Below are 15,354 nucleotides of genomic sequence, written 5' to 3' on the forward strand. Positions count from 1 at the left end.
CTATAATTGTTTTACCAATATTGATGCTAAATACAAGCTGGGCCTTTTTGTCAACGGTAACACTCGGCCCGTGGCTCGCCATCATTACCCTCGGCTCCTTATGTACAGGAGTCGCCTACCTTATCTTTTATCGTTTGGTCGAACACACCAGCGCAACAACCGCAATGTCAGTCACTTACCTGGTGCCGATTTTCGGTGTTTTGTTTGGCAGTGTGTTTTTATCAGAGCCCTTATACCTAAATATGTTGTTTGGCGGAATAATGATTTTGGTTGGTGTAATGCTAACTACTGGATTATTAAAAAGAAAAAACAAGGCCTAGTTTCCAACCAATTTGCGTATAAAAATAATTCACAATTTGTTCATATTTTTTTCATTTTTTATCTTTACATTGTCCCCGGTTGTGATAAAAACATCGTAAGCATTTTGGGTGTTAATTGTACTTTCACCCATCATCCTTATGAAAATAATAATTACACATTAAGGGGGCCAATATGGAAGGGCTAGCTGAGTTATTTGAAGCGAACACTACGCAAGAAACGCCAAAACGCGGTAAACGTGGTTCTAAACGCAAATGGCGAGAGATTGAATCAATCAAAGACAAATATCGGTTAAGGAACGAACTGAAAGACATAGATGCATCACTAGACTATGATCTAGCTGACTTGGACTTTTAAAGCCAAGTAGCTCAGGCAATAACCTGAGCGCAACAATCAACGCTGAATCAGGCTTTGATGAGTCTAGTCGTCACACCAAAGCCTTTTATCAATTAGCTTAATCGCCAATCTATTGGTGCTTTACCTGCTTTTGATAATAATTCGTTGGTCGTTTTAAAATGCTCATTACCAAAAAAACCGCGTCGTGCTGACAACGGGGATGGATGGGCACTCTTCAAAATATGATGGCGCTTTTCGTCTATCAAGAATATCTTTTTCTGTGCAAAAGCCCCCCACAATAAAAACACTACCCCTTCGCATTGCTCACTAACATACTTGATTGCTGCATCTGTAAAAGTTTGCCAACCAAGCCTTTGATGGATGTTTGGGTTTGCATCTTCAACCGTTAGAGTAGCATTGAGCAACAGTACTCCTTGTTTGGCCCATTGCGTCAAGTCACCGTGCTCGGGCGCTTCAAAGTTCGGGTACTCAAGCGCTAATTCTTTAAACATATTTCTCAGTGATGGCGGTATTTTTTGACCGGGTAAAACAGAAAAGCTCAGCCCATGTGCTTGGCCTGGTCCATGATAAGGATCTTGACCTAAAATAACTACTTTTACGTCTTTAGGCTCAATAAGCTTAAAAGCATTAAATATGTCTACTCGAGGCGGGTAGATTACGGCACCTTGAGCTGCTTTTTTATTTAATGCCTCATCCAATTCGATAAAATAAGATTTTTGTGTTTCGCTCTTAAAAAAAGCCGACCAACCGCTATTCGATTCTAATTCATTTGTTTCACAAAACACTTTTTATAGACCCTTAGGTAAGCAATTATTCCGTAAGTCTACTAAGATATAGTCACGAATTAAAATAAAACTATTTTTATCAATTCTTTAGTTGTTAATTTGTTTTGAAATTACAATCAGATACACTAAAGCATAAATTTCGCATAACACTATGATTTTATGCGTCTGTTAAAAAAATATAGTCCGTAGGTACTTGATTGCATGAAGCACAGTAATAGCATTTCAAAACGATTACTTTTTAGTGTTCTATCCGTCTATTTTGTTTTGACGTTTTTGGTCACCTGCGTTCAGATTGTCGCTGAATATCGCAATACGAAAAGCTACATCAGCAACGAGTTGCAAACTCTGGAAAATACATTCTCAGCAAGCCTTACAAGAGCCATATGGGAACTTAATACTGCCCAAGTCGTGTCTATTTCTGAAGGCCTGATTGCAATACCTATGATAGAGGGCATCGTCATACGTGATGACACTGGTGCTTTACTTACCCAAAAGGGCGTTGTTCCAAAACAAGCAGAATATACGTCGGAGCTTGCAAGTGAAGGAACATTTATTGAGACAGATGACTCATTATTTGGCTACCAATTCCCACTCATTTTTCAATTCTCAAATCGAAATACCTTGGTTGGGGATGTTCGCTTATATTCTTCTAGGGACGTTGTCGTTGACCGCATAATTTTGTCTATTTATTTTATGTTGGGCAGTGCACTTTTTAAAACGACGTTCTTAATCTTGTTATTTTTAATGGCTTTTAGGAAACACCTTACTGACCCACTTGAAGAGTTAGTAGAGCAAATTGAGAAGGTTGATTTAGATAATTTGGAAGACAGTTCCATCAACGTCAAGAAGATTGAGGGCTCTGAGCTGATCGTTATTCAAGAATCTTTTAATAAAATGATGGCGCGTTTTTGGGAGTCTCAAATAGAACTTAAACAGACTCAAAAAAAGCTGCTCAACAGCAACGACATGCTTGATCAACAAAACTTATTGCTAGAACAGGAAGTAGCGAAAAAAACAGCTAACTTGAGTCAAGCAATGATGGATTTGCAAAAGCAAAAATATCAATTAGAGACCAAGCAAAACGAACTTAAACAAGAAATAGAAAACCGTACACTGACAGAAACACGCCTTGTCGAACAAACTCATGAACTCGAACAAACCATCGAAAATTTGAGACTTGCCCACGGTAAATTAGTTGAATCTGAAAAGCTCGCAGCGCTAGGTGGACTTGTCGCCGGTATAACACACGATGTAAACACGCCTATAGGCGTCGGTGTTACCGCAGCCAGTGTGTTAGCAGAGCGCTTAAAAACAATTGACACTAAACTTCACAATCAGTCACTTAGTGCTGCAGATATGAAAAACTTTTTGGCTGAGAGTAATCAAAGTGTTGAGTTGTTACTGAATAACCTACAACGTGCCAGCGAATTAATCGCGAGCTTCAAACAAATTGCCGTCGATCAAGCAAGTGAAGCCAACCGTCAGATAAACATCAAAGACTATTTGCAAGAAATCGTTATTTCATTAAAACCCGAACTTAAAAAGGCCAATCACTGTGTAAACATAAATTGTCCTGATGATTTAGTCATTGAGCTACCAGCCGGTGCCGTCTCTCAAGTATTTACCAACTTTATTATTAACAGTGTTATCCATGGTTTTGTTGACATTCGAGAGGGCCAAATAAATATCACTGTCGAGGATAAAGTAGACCTCATTGAAATTGAATATTCTGATAACGGCAAAGGCGTCTCTGAAGACGAACTGGCTTTATTATTTGAACCATTCTACACGACACGTCGTGATAATGGCGGCTCTGGCCTCGGCACTAACATCGCTTACAACTTGGTTAAACAGACACTGAAAGGCGAAATCACCGCCACGAGTAAAGTAGGGGAAGGTCTGACTTACCGAATCAAAATCCCCAAAATATTTAACTAATTTTGCTTATTAACGGGTGTTAAAAATTGTCGGTTTGTTATTATCAGCGACCCGACAATTAAGAGAAATGCAGTATGTGGTTTAATAACGCGTTAATTTACAAATTCACCAAACCTTTTGACTTAACCGCCGAACAAATAACAGAACAGCTTCAAGAACATGTGTTTAGACCATGTGGCAGTCAGGATCAAATGAAACAAGGTTGGGTTCCGGCTATTCCTGGTACAGAAGCGTTATTACATGCCGCCAACACCTGCTTTTTAATCAGCTTAAAAACCGAAGAAAAAATCTTACCAACCGCCGTTATCAAAGAAGCGCTTGAAGAGAAAGTCCAACTGATTCAACACGAACGAGGCCAAAAAGTAGGTAAAAAAGAGCAGCAATCTTTGAAAGAAGAAATTGTTCAACAACTACTTCCAAAGGCCTTTACCAAAAGCAGTCGTTTGTACGCATATATAGATGTACGCAATCAATGGATTGTCGTTAATTCAAGTAGTGCCAATAAAGCAGAAGCACTTTTGGCGTTACTAAGACAATGTCTAGGTTCTCTACCCATTTTGCCACACAAGCCAGAACAAGACTTGATGATTGCCATGACAAAATGGGTAAAAGAAGATCAATTACCTTCGCCATTTTTGTTTGCCAGTGACATCGAACTTAAAGCATTAGATGAAGAAGGCGCATCAGCAAAGCTTAAAAACCACGACGTGACTGAAGATGAAGTGCAGTTACATATTAGTAATGGTAAATATGTTCACAAGCTAGGATTAGTGTGGGATGAAAAAGCCAAGTTTGTTATTAACGAAGAAGCCGCTTTAAAACAGATTAAGTTTTTGGACATCGTTAAAGAGCAGACAGACGATGTGCCAAACGATGATAAATTAGCCAAGTTTGACGCCGACTTTGCCCTTATGACTGGCGAACTCAATAACCTAATTATTGACTTAACCCGCGTTTGGAATAGCGAAGCTGAATAAAGCAATGCTGCCTGTAATAGTAAAATGTTAAATTCAGGCTTTTTTAAAGTATTTCATTGAAAGGCAGGTCTTTAGAAACAAAAAAAGAGCTTTAAAAGCTCTTTTTTTTGTTTCTGAATCTTTTATTTATCCGAAGCGCCTATCAGTTAACTTTCGTTTAGATAACCGCACAAACCCACACTGCTGTTTAAGCAAAGACTGTTTTGATATCACTCAAGGATTTGGCAAATTCATCTGATTTAAACAGCTCAGTGTCTTCAATTATACCCTTATCGATAAACTGTTGATATTTGTCTTCATCCGCCAGACCTTTGCCCAATACGTCATTATAAAAGGCGCCCATACGAACAAAATCGATATAGCTCACTTCTTTAGTTTGGTAGGCCAAGTCACTCCATTTTTCTGCTACTTCAATGAAGTCTCCGCTAAACTCCCATGAACGCATAATTGCGCCACCAAGTTTACCTGCCATACGTTTAATCGCTGTCTCTAAAAAGCTAGGGTTAGCAAACACTTCTTCATGCCGCTCGGCTTCTGTCAAAATAGGGAGTACACCTATGCTGTGAACCAATGCCGCAAGTGTCAGCGTGTCAATGTTGAGTGATGTATGACGATTACTCTTGGACCAATGCTGCATCACCGCCATTGAGGCACAAGCGACTGAGACCGTCATTTCCCAGCTCTTATTCATGTAGTCACGAACTAACTCATTCTTAGAAACAAAAAGCTGTTCCATTGCAATCGCTGTGGCGATATTCTTAATTTGACGAAGTCCAATCCTAGTTACCGCCTGATTTAGAGATTCAACTTTGACTGAGCGGCCCATAAACGCACTGTTAGCGACTTTAACTAACCTTGCTGATAATGCAGGGTCTTGCGCAATGACCTCTGCCATCATATTAAGATTTACATCTGGGTCGTCCGCTGCTTCACGAATTTTAATGGCTATCTCTGGCAAAGTAGGAAGAACTAAAGAGTCGCTTTGAATTTTTTCGACAAGTATGGTCAGTAAGGCGTTTTCAGTTGACATAAAGAGTCCTATAAAATCACGAATTGTTGTTAGCTCACGTCGACTCAAGTGCCGACGCTATTCAACCCAAAAAAAGTAGCAGGATGATAAAGTGAATATTAGCTCAGTATTTTTATTTAGCCAGATCACAAACACTTAAAATGTCACTTTTTTTGATACGTAACAAACATTTATTTGTTTTTGTATGACTTAGCGTCATGCGCGGTTTTGAGCATAGTCCGGCTTTCTGCCAGAAACGTTTGGGACTTATCACCAAACCAAATTGCAACTTCATCAAATTCGTTTTTAAAGGCAATTTTGTCATCTTCAACTAAATCATTAATCGCAAATTGTAGTTCAGTTAGGAAGTCCGCACTGAGCTGTTTGATGTCTTTGGCGTTGTAAATAATGTCTGCGTACAACTGAGAATTCTGTGCAAACAATCGGCCAGTCATGGCTAATTCTAATCGGTAAATAGGAGAACTTAGGCGAAGTAGTTGCTCAAGGTCTGGATTCTGCTTTGCCAAAAAGCGACCGTAAACATAGGTCGTAAAATGTCGCATCGCCTGGATAAGCTCCATGCTTTTGTCATGTTGCTCAGCTTGGTCAACTTCTAATATAGCGCCCCAAAGTGCTAGTTGATCAATAAGCCATTGATACGCTAATGGCTCACGGCCGTGACAGACGACAACAACCTGTTTAACAAAGTTGGGTACATCTGGACCAAACATCGGGTGTAAGCCGACCACAGGCCCTTGGTGCGCTTCTAGCATAGCATCTAGTGGCTCACCTTTAAGTGAAGTTAAATCTGCTAATACACAGTTTTTTGGTAACGGAGGAAGCTTTTTAATAACCTCTACCGTCGATTGAATTGGCACTGCCAACACCACCAAAGACGCTGTGGCTAATATAGCTTCAGCGTTTGGCCAATCGTCTTGCTCAATAATGTCGACGTCATAGCCTGATCGGGTGAACATATCAACAAAACGTCGACCCAATGCGCCGCGGCCACCAACAACCACAATCTTGGCATTGGGATTGAGACATCGGTAGGAATTATGCTGGCTTTGGTAAGACTCACGCATGATACGACGCAGCAAGTCCTCGATCAGGTCTGGATTAAGGGATAAACCTTCTGCCATCTTTCTGCGCTTACCAATCAATGATGCTTCACGTTCGGGATCATATATCGCCTTGCCAACCTGCTTTTTATATTCACCGACCTTAGCAGTAACGCTTTGGCGTTTGGCGAGCAGTTCAACTAATTGAGAGTCAATTTCATCGATTTCTTGGCGTAAGTGATCTAAAGACACGCGATCATCCTTTTAATAATTGATAAGTAGCTGACTTTGAAATTACGTTTTAACTCTAAATAAAGCAAGCGCATTTGTAACTTAGCCATCTTTATCTATTTGAATGCTGAAATTGTAGTCGAAAGCTTCTGTGACAGGAGAGGGAAATAGGTTTTATAAGGATTATAGAAACAAAAAAGGAGCACTATGTGCTCCTCTTTTTTCATCGAAGTTAACAAGAATACCTTGCGGTATATTACTTCTTGTTAGATAACTTCTCTTTGATACGTGCTGACTTACCAGAACGCTCACGCATGTAGTATAGTTTAGCGCGACGTACGTCACCACGACGTTTAACTTCGATGCTATCGATAATCGGGCTGTGCGTTTGGAATGTACGCTCAATACCTTCACCGTTAGAAATCTTACGAACTGTGAAAGAAGAGTGTAGACCACGGTTTTTCTTCGCTAATACGAAACCTTCAAACGCCTGAAGACGCTCTTTGTTGCCTTCTTTTACGCGTACTTTTACAACAACTGTGTCACCTGGCATAAATGCAGGAACATCAGACTTCATTTGCTCTTCTTCAAGAGCTTTAATGATGTTTTGACTAACTTTGCTCATTATATTCTCACTTTTCTAGGTTACACTGCATATCTAAACATTCTCAACGTTGTCGTGTTCCTGTTGGAACTCGTTCAACAATCGATTCTGTTCTTCAGTCAGAGCTAGATTGTTAATTAAATCAGGTCTTCGCAACCAGGTTCTGCCTAGTGACTGCTTTAAGCGCCACTGTCGGATTTTTTCGTGATTACCGCTAAGTAACACGTCTGGCACCCGTTGGCCTGCCAGTACTTCAGGTCTTGTGTAATGTGGACAATCAAGTAAACCGTCAGCGAATGAATCTTGTTCTGCAGATAACTTGTGACCAAGTACCCCAGGAATCATTCTTGACACTGCATCAATCAGCGTCATGGCCGGTAACTCACCACCACTTAGAACAAAATCTCCAATCGACCATTCTTCATCGACTTCCGATTGAATCACTCGTTCATCTATCCCTTCATAACGACCCGCGACCAGCACCAACTTTTTGTTTTGTGCTAGCTGTTTAACGCCTTGCTGGTCCAGCTTGCGACCTTGCGGAGATAAATAAATCACCTTCGCGCCCTCGCCTGCTGCTTCTTTGGCTGCGTGAATCGCATCCGTCAGCGGCTGCACCATCATCAACATTCCTGGACCACCACCGTAAGGGCGGTCATCCACTGTACTATGTCTGTCATGAGCAAAATCACGAGGATTCCACGCATTAAACTCGATAGTACCGTTTTTAATGGCTCGGCTGATTACGCCTTGTTGGGTAATCGCGTCAAACATTTCCGGAAAGAGTGAAATCACTCCTAACCACAACTGACAATTCATTGTCAGAATCCCGGATCCCAGTCCACCGTTATGGTGTTTTCTTCCTTATTGACTGAAAGAATTACATCGTCCTGAATATACGGAATTAAACGTTCTGATTTGTCGAATGCGTCTTTCGCGTTTGCATCAACAACCAATACGTCATTTGAACCCGTTTCCATAAGGCCAGATACTGTACCTAAGTCGTAACCTTTATCAGTCACTACTTGCATGCCTTTAAGGTCACGCCAGTAGAACTCATCGTCTGCCAATTCAGGCAGCTGGTCAGCGCGAACTGAAATTTCAGCGTGAAGCCAAGCTTCTGCATCGTTTCGAGTGTCCACACCATCGAACTTAGCGATAAGGCCTTTGTTGTGTCGGCGCCAATCGGTCACCTTCACTTGGTGTTGCTGTCCGTTATTGGTTACAAACCACGGACTATAATCGAAGATCCCTTCAGGGACTTCGGTAAAGGCGTTAACTTTGAACCAGCCTTTAATGCCATAACTGGCACCAATTTTACCGACTAGAATTAACTCGTCTGAATTATTTAACTGACTCATTTATAAACCTTTACTAATGTTGCTACATTAAGCCGCTTTCGCGTCTTTAATGATCTTTGCAACGCGGTCAGAAACCTGTGCACCTACACCAACCCAGTGTTCAATACGATCTAGGTCGATACGGATCTTTTCTTCTTGACCAGCTGCAATCGGGTTGAAGAAGCCAATTTTCTCAATGAAACGACCGTCACGTGAACGGCGGCTATCTGCAACTACGATTGAGTAGAATGGACGTTTTTTCGCGCCACCACGAGCTAAACGAATAGTTACCATAATTTCCTCAATTATTACTAATGGTTAAGGTGAACATTCACCACCCTTTTTAGACACCCTAAAAAAGGTCGCGCAATTGTACGGATCTGGTGAAAAATTTCAAGTTGAATTTGTAGTCAGCTAGATTTTAATCAGTAAACTGACCAACAAAAAAGGCCATCAACCGATGACCTTTCAATATTCTAGCAAAAGCATCACCAAAACGATGCTCCTGTTGCCTTACTTAAAGCTATTTTTATTTCAGACGCGGAAAACCACCAGGCATCTTAGGCATTCCGCCACCGCCCATGCCGCGCATCATCTTCATTAGACCGCCGCCTTTCATTTTTTTCATCATTTTTTGCATTTGGGTAAATTGTTTAAGCAAACGGTTCACGTCTTGAACCTGAGTACCACTACCCGCCGCAATACGACGTTTGCGAGAGCCTTTTAATAAATCTGGATGCGCACGCTCTTTTGGCGTCATTGAGTTAATGATGGCTTCCATTTGAATGAACTGCTTGTCGTTAACTTGACCTTTTACCGAGTCTGGAATTTTTCCCATACCAGGCATCTTGTCCATCAAGCTAGACATACCGCCCATGCTACGCATTTGAGTTAATTGATCACGGAAGTCTTCTAAATCAAAGCCTTTACCTTTCATTACCTTCTTGGCAACTTTCTCGGCCTTGTCTTTATCGATTTTAGATTCGATTTGCTCAACAAGTGACAATACGTCACCCATGCCTAAAATACGACTTGCAATACGTTCAGGGTGGAATGGGTCTAAGGCATCCGTCTTTTCGCCCATACCGATAAACTTAATCGGCTTACCAGTGATATGACGAATCGATAGCGCTGCACCACCACGTGCATCACCGTCCGCTTTGGTTAAGATAACGCCAGTCAGAGGTAGCGCTTCGTTAAAGGCTTTAGCGGTATTTGCGGCATCTTGACCTGTCATTGCATCAACAACAAATAAAGTCTCAACTGGGTTGATTGCTGCGTGAAGCTCTTTGATCTCGTCCATCATGGCTTCATCAATCGCTAAACGACCGGCCGTATCGACTAGAAGAACATCAAAAAACTTTTTCTTGGCGTGTTCAATAGCACCATTAACAATATCGATAGGCTTTTGATCAACGCTACTTGGGAAAAACTCTACTTCAACTTCACTTGCCAAAGTCTCTAGCTGCTTAATCGCCGCAGGACGGTATACGTCAGCAGAAACAACTAAAACTGACTTTTTCTTTTTCTCTTTTAAAAATTTAGCAAGTTTACCAACAGAGGTCGTTTTACCCGCACCTTGCAGACCTGCCATCATCACAACCGCAGGTGGTTGTGCTGCTAGATTTAAATCTTCGTTTTTGTCGCCCATGGCTTTTTCAAGCTCACTTTGAACGATTTTAACGAACACTTGCCCCGGCGTTAGGCTTTTACCTACTTCTTCACCGACTGCACGCTCTTTAACTGCTTTTACAAACTCACGTACGACAGGAAGTGCGACGTCAGCTTCAAGTAACGCCATTCTGACTTCGCGGAGCGTGTCTTTAATATTGTCTTCCGTTAGGCGGCCACGACCACTGATTTTTTTCAGTGATTCGGATAAACGATCGGATAAATTGCTAAACATGAATGTTCACTGCTCTTTATTTATTGGGCTAGTGTCAAAACCATCAACACTGCACGAATGTAAATTTACGATAATACCTCTGATTATATACGTCTGCGCTTTTAAAATATAGCGGTGAAAATGCTAGTTTAATAAGAACGTACGAGTAGGCTCGTGCGCTCGTTATCTTTGTGTGTTGTAGCGCTAGTCTATAAGTCAGAATCGTGTTATTTTTCAGACTCATTATAACAATGACTCGAATATTAAAAAGGAACAACAGGTGAGCGTCATTTTTATTGGTTTATTGCTTTGTCTGGCTGGCTTTCTATTAAGCGCTGTATTTTGTGCGCGCTCGATTTATACGCATGCCCAAAACCAAGCCAAAATTATTTTACCTGCTGCCGTCATTGCAACGGCGCTTGAGTTAGTCGTTGCTAAGCAAGCTTTATATATTGATGATCAACTTACCCTGTCTTTGGCATCCATGTCATTGCTTGTTAGCGGTCTTATCAACGCGGTCATTTTATGGCGTTCAATAAAACAATTTAATCCAATGATGGTCTTAGTTACCACTGCATTTGCTGCACTGCTTTCTTTGTTTTTGGTCATCACCCCTCAAAACTCAGCGCTTTATCACAGTGCAATCATAACGACTTCGCTCCCTATGCTAGTTCATATTGTGTTGTCGGTTGCTGCATATTGTATTTTGGTTATTGCTTCTTTGTACGCTCTGCAATTTCATTACATTGATACCAAACTCAAAACCAAAACCTTATCGCTCAACAGCTATTTACCACCATTAAATGTGGTCGAAAACCAGCACTTTAAATTGATGAGTTTAGGTGTTTTGTTACTTACCGCAGCCTTAATCACCGGCTTTGCGTTTTTAGAAAGCATGTGGGCAAAAGACTATGCTCACAAAACTATATTGTCTTTGGTCGCATGGGTCATTTTTGTCTCTCTAACGTTAGGCCACAAAATCTATGGTTGGCGTGGACATAAAAGTGCAATTATCACCATCATTGGTGCTATTATTTTGTCATTGGGTTACTTCGGTAGTCGTTTTGTAAGAGAGATACTCTTAAGTTAAGTCTTGGACTTGACGTATTTTACAAACAAATGAATGATAGATTTCGTTAACACCATACTTTTATTATTATTTTTTAAATAGGAACCATTTACTTGGACGACATATCAACGGGCTCCCTCTTTATCGCCCTGGCTGTACTTATTTTAATTTCTGCCTACTTCTCTAGTTCTGAAACCGGTTTAATGGCGATCAACAAATATCGCCTCAAACATTTAGAAAATGAAGGCCACAAAGGCGCCATTCGAGTGTCCAAACTAATGGACCGTCCAGACAGAATGATAGGTCTAATCCTTATAGGTAATAACCTCGTCAACATCGCTGCATCGGCTATCGCCACTATCATAGGTCAACGATTATATGGTGATTTGGGTATTGCTATAGCCGGTTTGTTTTTGACTTTTATCATTCTTATATTCGCAGAAGTTACGCCAAAAACACTCGCGGCACTTCATCCAGAGCGTGTCGCCTTTCCTAGCTCATGGCTACTGAACATATTAATGAAGATATTCTACCCGTTTGTAATTCTGGTGAACTTCATTACCAATGGCCTGTTAGTGTTATTAAAAGTCAGTGCCAAAGACCGCGAAGAACATAGCCTGAGTACCGAAGAGCTCCGTACGGTTGTAAACGAATCAAGTAGCTTGTTACAAGACAAACAACAAAACATGTTGGTCAACTTACTCGATATCGAAAACATTAAAGTTGAAGATATCATGGTCCCTCGCAACGAAATATTTGCTTTAGATATCAACAGTGAGTGGAAAGACATTCAACGTGCGTTAGCCAATGCACAACATACTCGCTTATTGTTGTACCGAGACAATATCGATGATGCTGTTGGCTTTATTCACGTTCGCGACGCGTTGCGCTTATTGGCTAAAGATGACTTCTGTAAAAACTCTCTATTACGAGCAGTACGAGAAATCTACTTTACGCCTGAAGGCACCTCGATTTTTATCTTGATGCAAAAACTACAGCAAAACAAAGAACGTATCGGCTTGGTTGTTGATGAATACGGCGACATCCAAGGTCTCTTCACTCTAGAAGACATACTTGAAGAAATCGTTGGTGACTTCACAACAGGCATGGCGGTGTACACCAGCGATGAAGTCGAAGAATTAAAAGACGGTACTTATGTCATCGAAGGTGGCGCCAACATCCGCGAAATCAACAAAGAGATGGATTGGGATTTGCCTACTGACGGACCTAAGACCTTAAATGGTTTGGTTTTGGAATACATGGAAGACATCCCGGAGGAAGGTATTTCGATTCCTATGGATGACTACACCATCGAAATTGTTGATGTGACTGATAACAAGGTCGCAAAAGTTAGGGTTATACCGCCAGAGACTGAATAACCAAAAAGAAAAGCAGCCAAGGCTGCTTTTTTAATGACTGTCGCCCAGTAATGACGATGAAATACTAAAATTAACGAACTGTCTTTTCGCCACGCCCTAATCCAATAACACCAGTTCTTGCAGTCTCTACGATATTAAACACTTGTGAAATAGTCGTAATAAACGCATCGAGTTTTTCACCATCACCGACCATTTGGACGGTATAAGTCGATGGTGTGACATCCACTATGTGAGCTCTGAAAATATCGGCGGTGCGCTTGAGCTCATCACGTTGTGCCGGAGAAACGGCTTTGACTTTAATCAACATTAACTCTCTTTCTACGTGCGACTGTTCTGTGAGTTCAAAGACTTTTAGTACATCAATGATCTTATTGAGCTGCTTGCTGATCTGCTCGGCAATATGACTATCCCCCGAGGTCACAACGGTTAGGCGTGACAATGAAATATCTTCCGTTGGTGCCACGGTTAAGCTATCAATATTAAAACTGCGCTGCGAGAACAATCCCACCACTCTCGATAACGCACCTGGTTGGTTTTCTATGATAAGTGAGATGATACGCTTCATGCTTTCACTCCTTTATCTAGCCACATTTCGTTGACTGCACCGCCTTTTATTTGCATTGGATACACGTGCTCTTGTTCATCGACACATACATTGATAAATACCAGTCGGTCAGAAAGCGCTAATGCTTCTGCTAACTTTTCCTTTAGGTTGTCATTATGATCTATAGTGACACCAACATGACCGTAAGCCTCTGCAAGCTTGGTAAAATCAGGCAAAGACTCCATATAAGAATGAGAGTGACGCCCCTGGTAAATCATATCCTGCCACTGTCTCACCATGCCAAGAGATGAATTGTTTAACAATACGATTTTGACTGGAATACCGTATTGCAAACACGTCGACAACTCTTGAATATTCATTTGGATAGAACCATCACCACTGACACAAATCACCTGAGCATCTGGGTACGCTAACTTGACGCCCATTGCGGCCGGAAAGCCAAACCCCATCGTGCCTGCGCCACCAGAGTTAATCCAACGACGTGGTCTATCAAAGGTGTAATACTGAGCGGCAAACATTTGGTGTTGACCAACATCAGAACAAATGTAGGCATCGCCATTGGTGACTTCATACAGGGCTTCAATTACCGCTTGAGGTTTTAATTGGCCTGTACTCGCTTCATTGTGCTGGGTTTCATAACTTAACGAATCTCGCTGTCGCCAGGTTTCTATATCATCCCACCAGCGGCCTTGAGCTTGAAAATCAGGCTCGTATTCGACCTGTTTTAACTTGTCGAGCAATTGCCCCGTTACCAAACGTAAATCGCCAACAATTGGAATATGAGCATTGATGATTTTTGAAATCGTTGCCGGGTCAACATCGACGTGGATGATCAATGCGTTGGGACAAAACTTCTCAATTTTGTTTGTGACCCTGTCATCAAACCGAGCACCTAACGCCAAAATCACATCGGCATGGCCCATTGCACTGTTTGCCTCAAAGGTACCGTGCATTCCCAACATACCCACGTATTGTTTGTGCGTGCCAGGAAAGCCACCTAGCCCCATGAGGGTATTGGTCACTGGTGCATTTAGTAACTCAGCGATTTCAATAAGCTGCTCTGATGCGTCTGCGGTGACGATGCCACCACCAGTGTAAATCACTGGACGTTTGGCCGAAATCAGGTGATTAACCGCTTTGTTAATCTGTTTTTGATGGCCTTTTTGGGTTGGTTTATACGAGCGCATTTCGATGTTTTTTGGCAGCTCAAAATCATACAAAGGCGTGTCGTGAACCAAGTCTTTTGGAATATCGACCACAACAGGGCCCGGACGACCTGTCGTCGCAATATAAAAAGCTTTGGCAATGTACTCTGGAATATCTTCGGTTTTGAGACACAAAAAACTATGCTTAACGATAGGTCGTGAGCAACCAATCATATCTGTTTCTTGAAAGGCATCCTGACCAATGACCGAACTGGGTACCTGACCCGAAATCACGACCATAGGAATCGAGTCCATATAAGCCGTTGCGATACCTGTAAGAGCATTCGTTGCTCCTGGTCCTGATGTCACCAATACGACGCCTGGCTTACCCGTCGCTCGGGCGTAGCCATCGGCTGCATGTGTCGCAGCTTGTTCATGACGGACCAAAATGTGTTTAATTTCAGGCTCTTGATATAACGCATCGTAAATATCCAATACTGCGCCACCCGGATAACCAAACAAAAGTTCGGTGCCGAGCTCTTTGAGTGATTGGATCACCATTTGTGCGCCAGTCAGCCTGTGCTTTTCCGTCATCATTGTTCCCACTCTTATTCCACTGTTTTTGTTTGTGTTTTATTCGAGACTTATTTTAAAAACAAATCAAAAATTGGGTTGTCGGTTTCATCAAACC

16 protein-coding genes are annotated in these 15,354 nt (G+C 41.6%); 6 read left to right on the plus strand and 10 right to left on the minus strand.

Annotation, left to right across the window (positions count from 1 at the left end; genetic code table 11):
* Both AC4E96_RS06730 and AC4E96_RS06735 read left to right on the plus strand, forming a co-directional pair.
* The coding region (locus tag AC4E96_RS06730; protein WP_490255295.1) for an EamA family transporter at nucleotides 1–320 on the plus strand (320 nt) is incomplete at its 5' end.
* Nucleotides 321–492: 172 nt separating this feature from the next.
* Nucleotides 493–675 (plus strand): DUF3545 family protein, encoded by a 183-nt coding sequence (locus AC4E96_RS06735; protein ID WP_488033414.1) that lies wholly within the window; start codon nucleotides 493–495, stop codon nucleotides 673–675.
* 92 nt (nucleotides 676–767) lie between these two features.
* Here AC4E96_RS06735 and ung read toward each other — a convergent pair whose 3' ends face one another.
* Entirely contained in the window at nucleotides 768–1,460 is a 693-nt protein-coding gene (gene ung, locus AC4E96_RS06740) for a uracil-DNA glycosylase (RefSeq protein ID WP_490255296.1), read from the minus strand.
* Between the two features lie 201 nt (nucleotides 1,461–1,661).
* On the opposite strand from ung, the gene AC4E96_RS06745 reads away from it, so the two are divergent.
* Nucleotides 1,662–3,398 carry an ATP-binding protein gene (locus AC4E96_RS06745; protein ID WP_490255297.1) on the plus strand — a complete coding sequence of 579 codons (1,737 nt, stop codon included), beginning with the start codon at nucleotides 1,662–1,664 and terminating at the stop codon, nucleotides 3,396–3,398.
* Between the two features lie 74 nt (nucleotides 3,399–3,472).
* Nucleotides 3,473–4,375 carry a recombination-associated protein RdgC gene (gene rdgC / locus AC4E96_RS06750; RefSeq protein WP_490255298.1) on the plus strand — a complete coding sequence of 301 codons (903 nt, stop codon included), beginning with the start codon at nucleotides 3,473–3,475 and terminating at the stop codon, nucleotides 4,373–4,375.
* Between the two features lie 187 nt (nucleotides 4,376–4,562).
* On the opposite strand, the gene AC4E96_RS06755 is transcribed toward rdgC, so the two are convergent.
* The 7 genes from AC4E96_RS06755 to ffh form a co-directional block, all read right to left on the minus strand.
* Entirely contained in the window at nucleotides 4,563–5,405 is an 843-nt protein-coding gene (locus AC4E96_RS06755; RefSeq protein WP_490255299.1) for an HDOD domain-containing protein, read from the minus strand.
* Nucleotides 5,406–5,575: 170 nt separating this feature from the next.
* Nucleotides 5,576–6,697, minus strand: coding sequence for a bifunctional chorismate mutase/prephenate dehydrogenase (gene tyrA / locus AC4E96_RS06760; protein ID WP_488033419.1), 1,122 nt, complete (start codon nucleotides 6,695–6,697; stop codon nucleotides 5,576–5,578).
* A 235-nt stretch (nucleotides 6,698–6,932) separates the two neighbouring features.
* Nucleotides 6,933–7,301, minus strand: a complete 369-nt coding sequence (rplS, locus tag AC4E96_RS06765; protein ID WP_488033420.1) for a 50S ribosomal protein L19 — start codon at nucleotides 7,299–7,301, stop codon at nucleotides 6,933–6,935.
* Nucleotides 7,302–7,334: 33 nt separating this feature from the next.
* Nucleotides 7,335–8,099, minus strand: coding sequence for a tRNA (guanosine(37)-N1)-methyltransferase TrmD (trmD, locus tag AC4E96_RS06770; protein ID WP_490255300.1), 765 nt, complete (start codon nucleotides 8,097–8,099; stop codon nucleotides 7,335–7,337).
* Nucleotides 8,100–8,101: 2 nt separating this feature from the next.
* The gene (rimM, locus tag AC4E96_RS06775; RefSeq protein ID WP_488033422.1) at nucleotides 8,102–8,641 is read right to left on the minus strand and encodes a ribosome maturation factor RimM; all 540 of its coding nucleotides are present in this window, start codon (nucleotides 8,639–8,641) and stop codon (nucleotides 8,102–8,104) included.
* Nucleotides 8,642–8,668: 27 nt separating this feature from the next.
* Nucleotides 8,669–8,914, minus strand: a complete 246-nt coding sequence (gene rpsP / locus AC4E96_RS06780; protein WP_488033423.1) for a 30S ribosomal protein S16 — start codon at nucleotides 8,912–8,914, stop codon at nucleotides 8,669–8,671.
* 235 nt (nucleotides 8,915–9,149) lie between these two features.
* Nucleotides 9,150–10,526, minus strand: coding sequence for a signal recognition particle protein (gene ffh, locus AC4E96_RS06785; RefSeq protein ID WP_488033424.1), 1,377 nt, complete (start codon nucleotides 10,524–10,526; stop codon nucleotides 9,150–9,152).
* A gap of 259 nt (nucleotides 10,527–10,785) precedes the next feature.
* Between ffh and AC4E96_RS06790 the strand changes: the two genes are divergently transcribed.
* Nucleotides 10,786–11,595 carry a cytochrome C assembly family protein gene (locus AC4E96_RS06790; protein WP_488033425.1) on the plus strand — a complete coding sequence of 270 codons (810 nt, stop codon included), beginning with the start codon at nucleotides 10,786–10,788 and terminating at the stop codon, nucleotides 11,593–11,595.
* Between the two features lie 92 nt (nucleotides 11,596–11,687).
* Nucleotides 11,688–12,953 (plus strand): HlyC/CorC family transporter, encoded by a 1,266-nt coding sequence (locus AC4E96_RS06795; protein ID WP_490255301.1) that lies wholly within the window; start codon nucleotides 11,688–11,690, stop codon nucleotides 12,951–12,953.
* Nucleotides 12,954–13,023: 70 nt separating this feature from the next.
* Here the strand turns inward: AC4E96_RS06795 and ilvN are convergent, their stop codons facing one another.
* Both ilvN and AC4E96_RS06805 read right to left on the minus strand, forming a co-directional pair.
* A complete protein-coding gene (gene ilvN / locus AC4E96_RS06800; protein WP_488033427.1) occupies nucleotides 13,024–13,518 on the minus strand; it encodes an acetolactate synthase small subunit in 495 nt (164 codons plus the stop codon).
* The gene (locus AC4E96_RS06805) at nucleotides 13,515–15,260 is read right to left on the minus strand and encodes an acetolactate synthase 3 large subunit (protein ID WP_490255302.1); all 1,746 of its coding nucleotides are present in this window, start codon (nucleotides 15,258–15,260) and stop codon (nucleotides 13,515–13,517) included. The genes ilvN and AC4E96_RS06805 overlap by 4 nt, the downstream gene beginning before the upstream one ends.
* Nucleotides 15,261–15,354: the final 94 nt, after the last annotated feature.

This window comes from Psychrosphaera sp. (genome assembly GCF_982872775.1).

What these genes read in the sequence shown, in the direction of transcription:
- AC4E96_RS06755 (WP_490255299.1), bottom strand. Translation starts at nt 5,405, where the DNA reads ATGTCAACTGAAAACGCCTTACTGACCATACTTGTCGAAAAAATTCAA.
- ilvN (WP_488033427.1), bottom strand. Translation starts at nt 13,518, where the DNA reads ATGAAGCGTATCATCTCACTTATCATAGAAAACCAACCAGGTGCGTTA.
- rimM (WP_488033422.1), bottom strand. Translation starts at nt 8,641, where the DNA reads ATGAGTCAGTTAAATAATTCAGACGAGTTAATTCTAGTCGGTAAAATT.
- rplS (WP_488033420.1), bottom strand. Translation starts at nt 7,301, where the DNA reads ATGAGCAAAGTTAGTCAAAACATCATTAAAGCTCTTGAAGAAGAGCAA.
- AC4E96_RS06745 (WP_490255297.1), top strand. Translation starts at nt 1,662, where the DNA reads ATGAAGCACAGTAATAGCATTTCAAAACGATTACTTTTTAGTGTTCTA.
- rdgC (WP_490255298.1), top strand. Translation starts at nt 3,473, where the DNA reads ATGTGGTTTAATAACGCGTTAATTTACAAATTCACCAAACCTTTTGAC.
- AC4E96_RS06805 (WP_490255302.1), bottom strand. Translation starts at nt 15,260, where the DNA reads ATGATGACGGAAAAGCACAGGCTGACTGGCGCACAAATGGTGATCCAA.
- trmD (WP_490255300.1), bottom strand. Translation starts at nt 8,099, where the DNA reads ATGAATTGTCAGTTGTGGTTAGGAGTGATTTCACTCTTTCCGGAAATG.
- rpsP (WP_488033423.1), bottom strand. Translation starts at nt 8,914, where the DNA reads ATGGTAACTATTCGTTTAGCTCGTGGTGGCGCGAAAAAACGTCCATTC.
- ffh (WP_488033424.1), bottom strand. Translation starts at nt 10,526, where the DNA reads ATGTTTAGCAATTTATCCGATCGTTTATCCGAATCACTGAAAAAAATC.
- AC4E96_RS06735 (WP_488033414.1), top strand. Translation starts at nt 493, where the DNA reads ATGGAAGGGCTAGCTGAGTTATTTGAAGCGAACACTACGCAAGAAACG.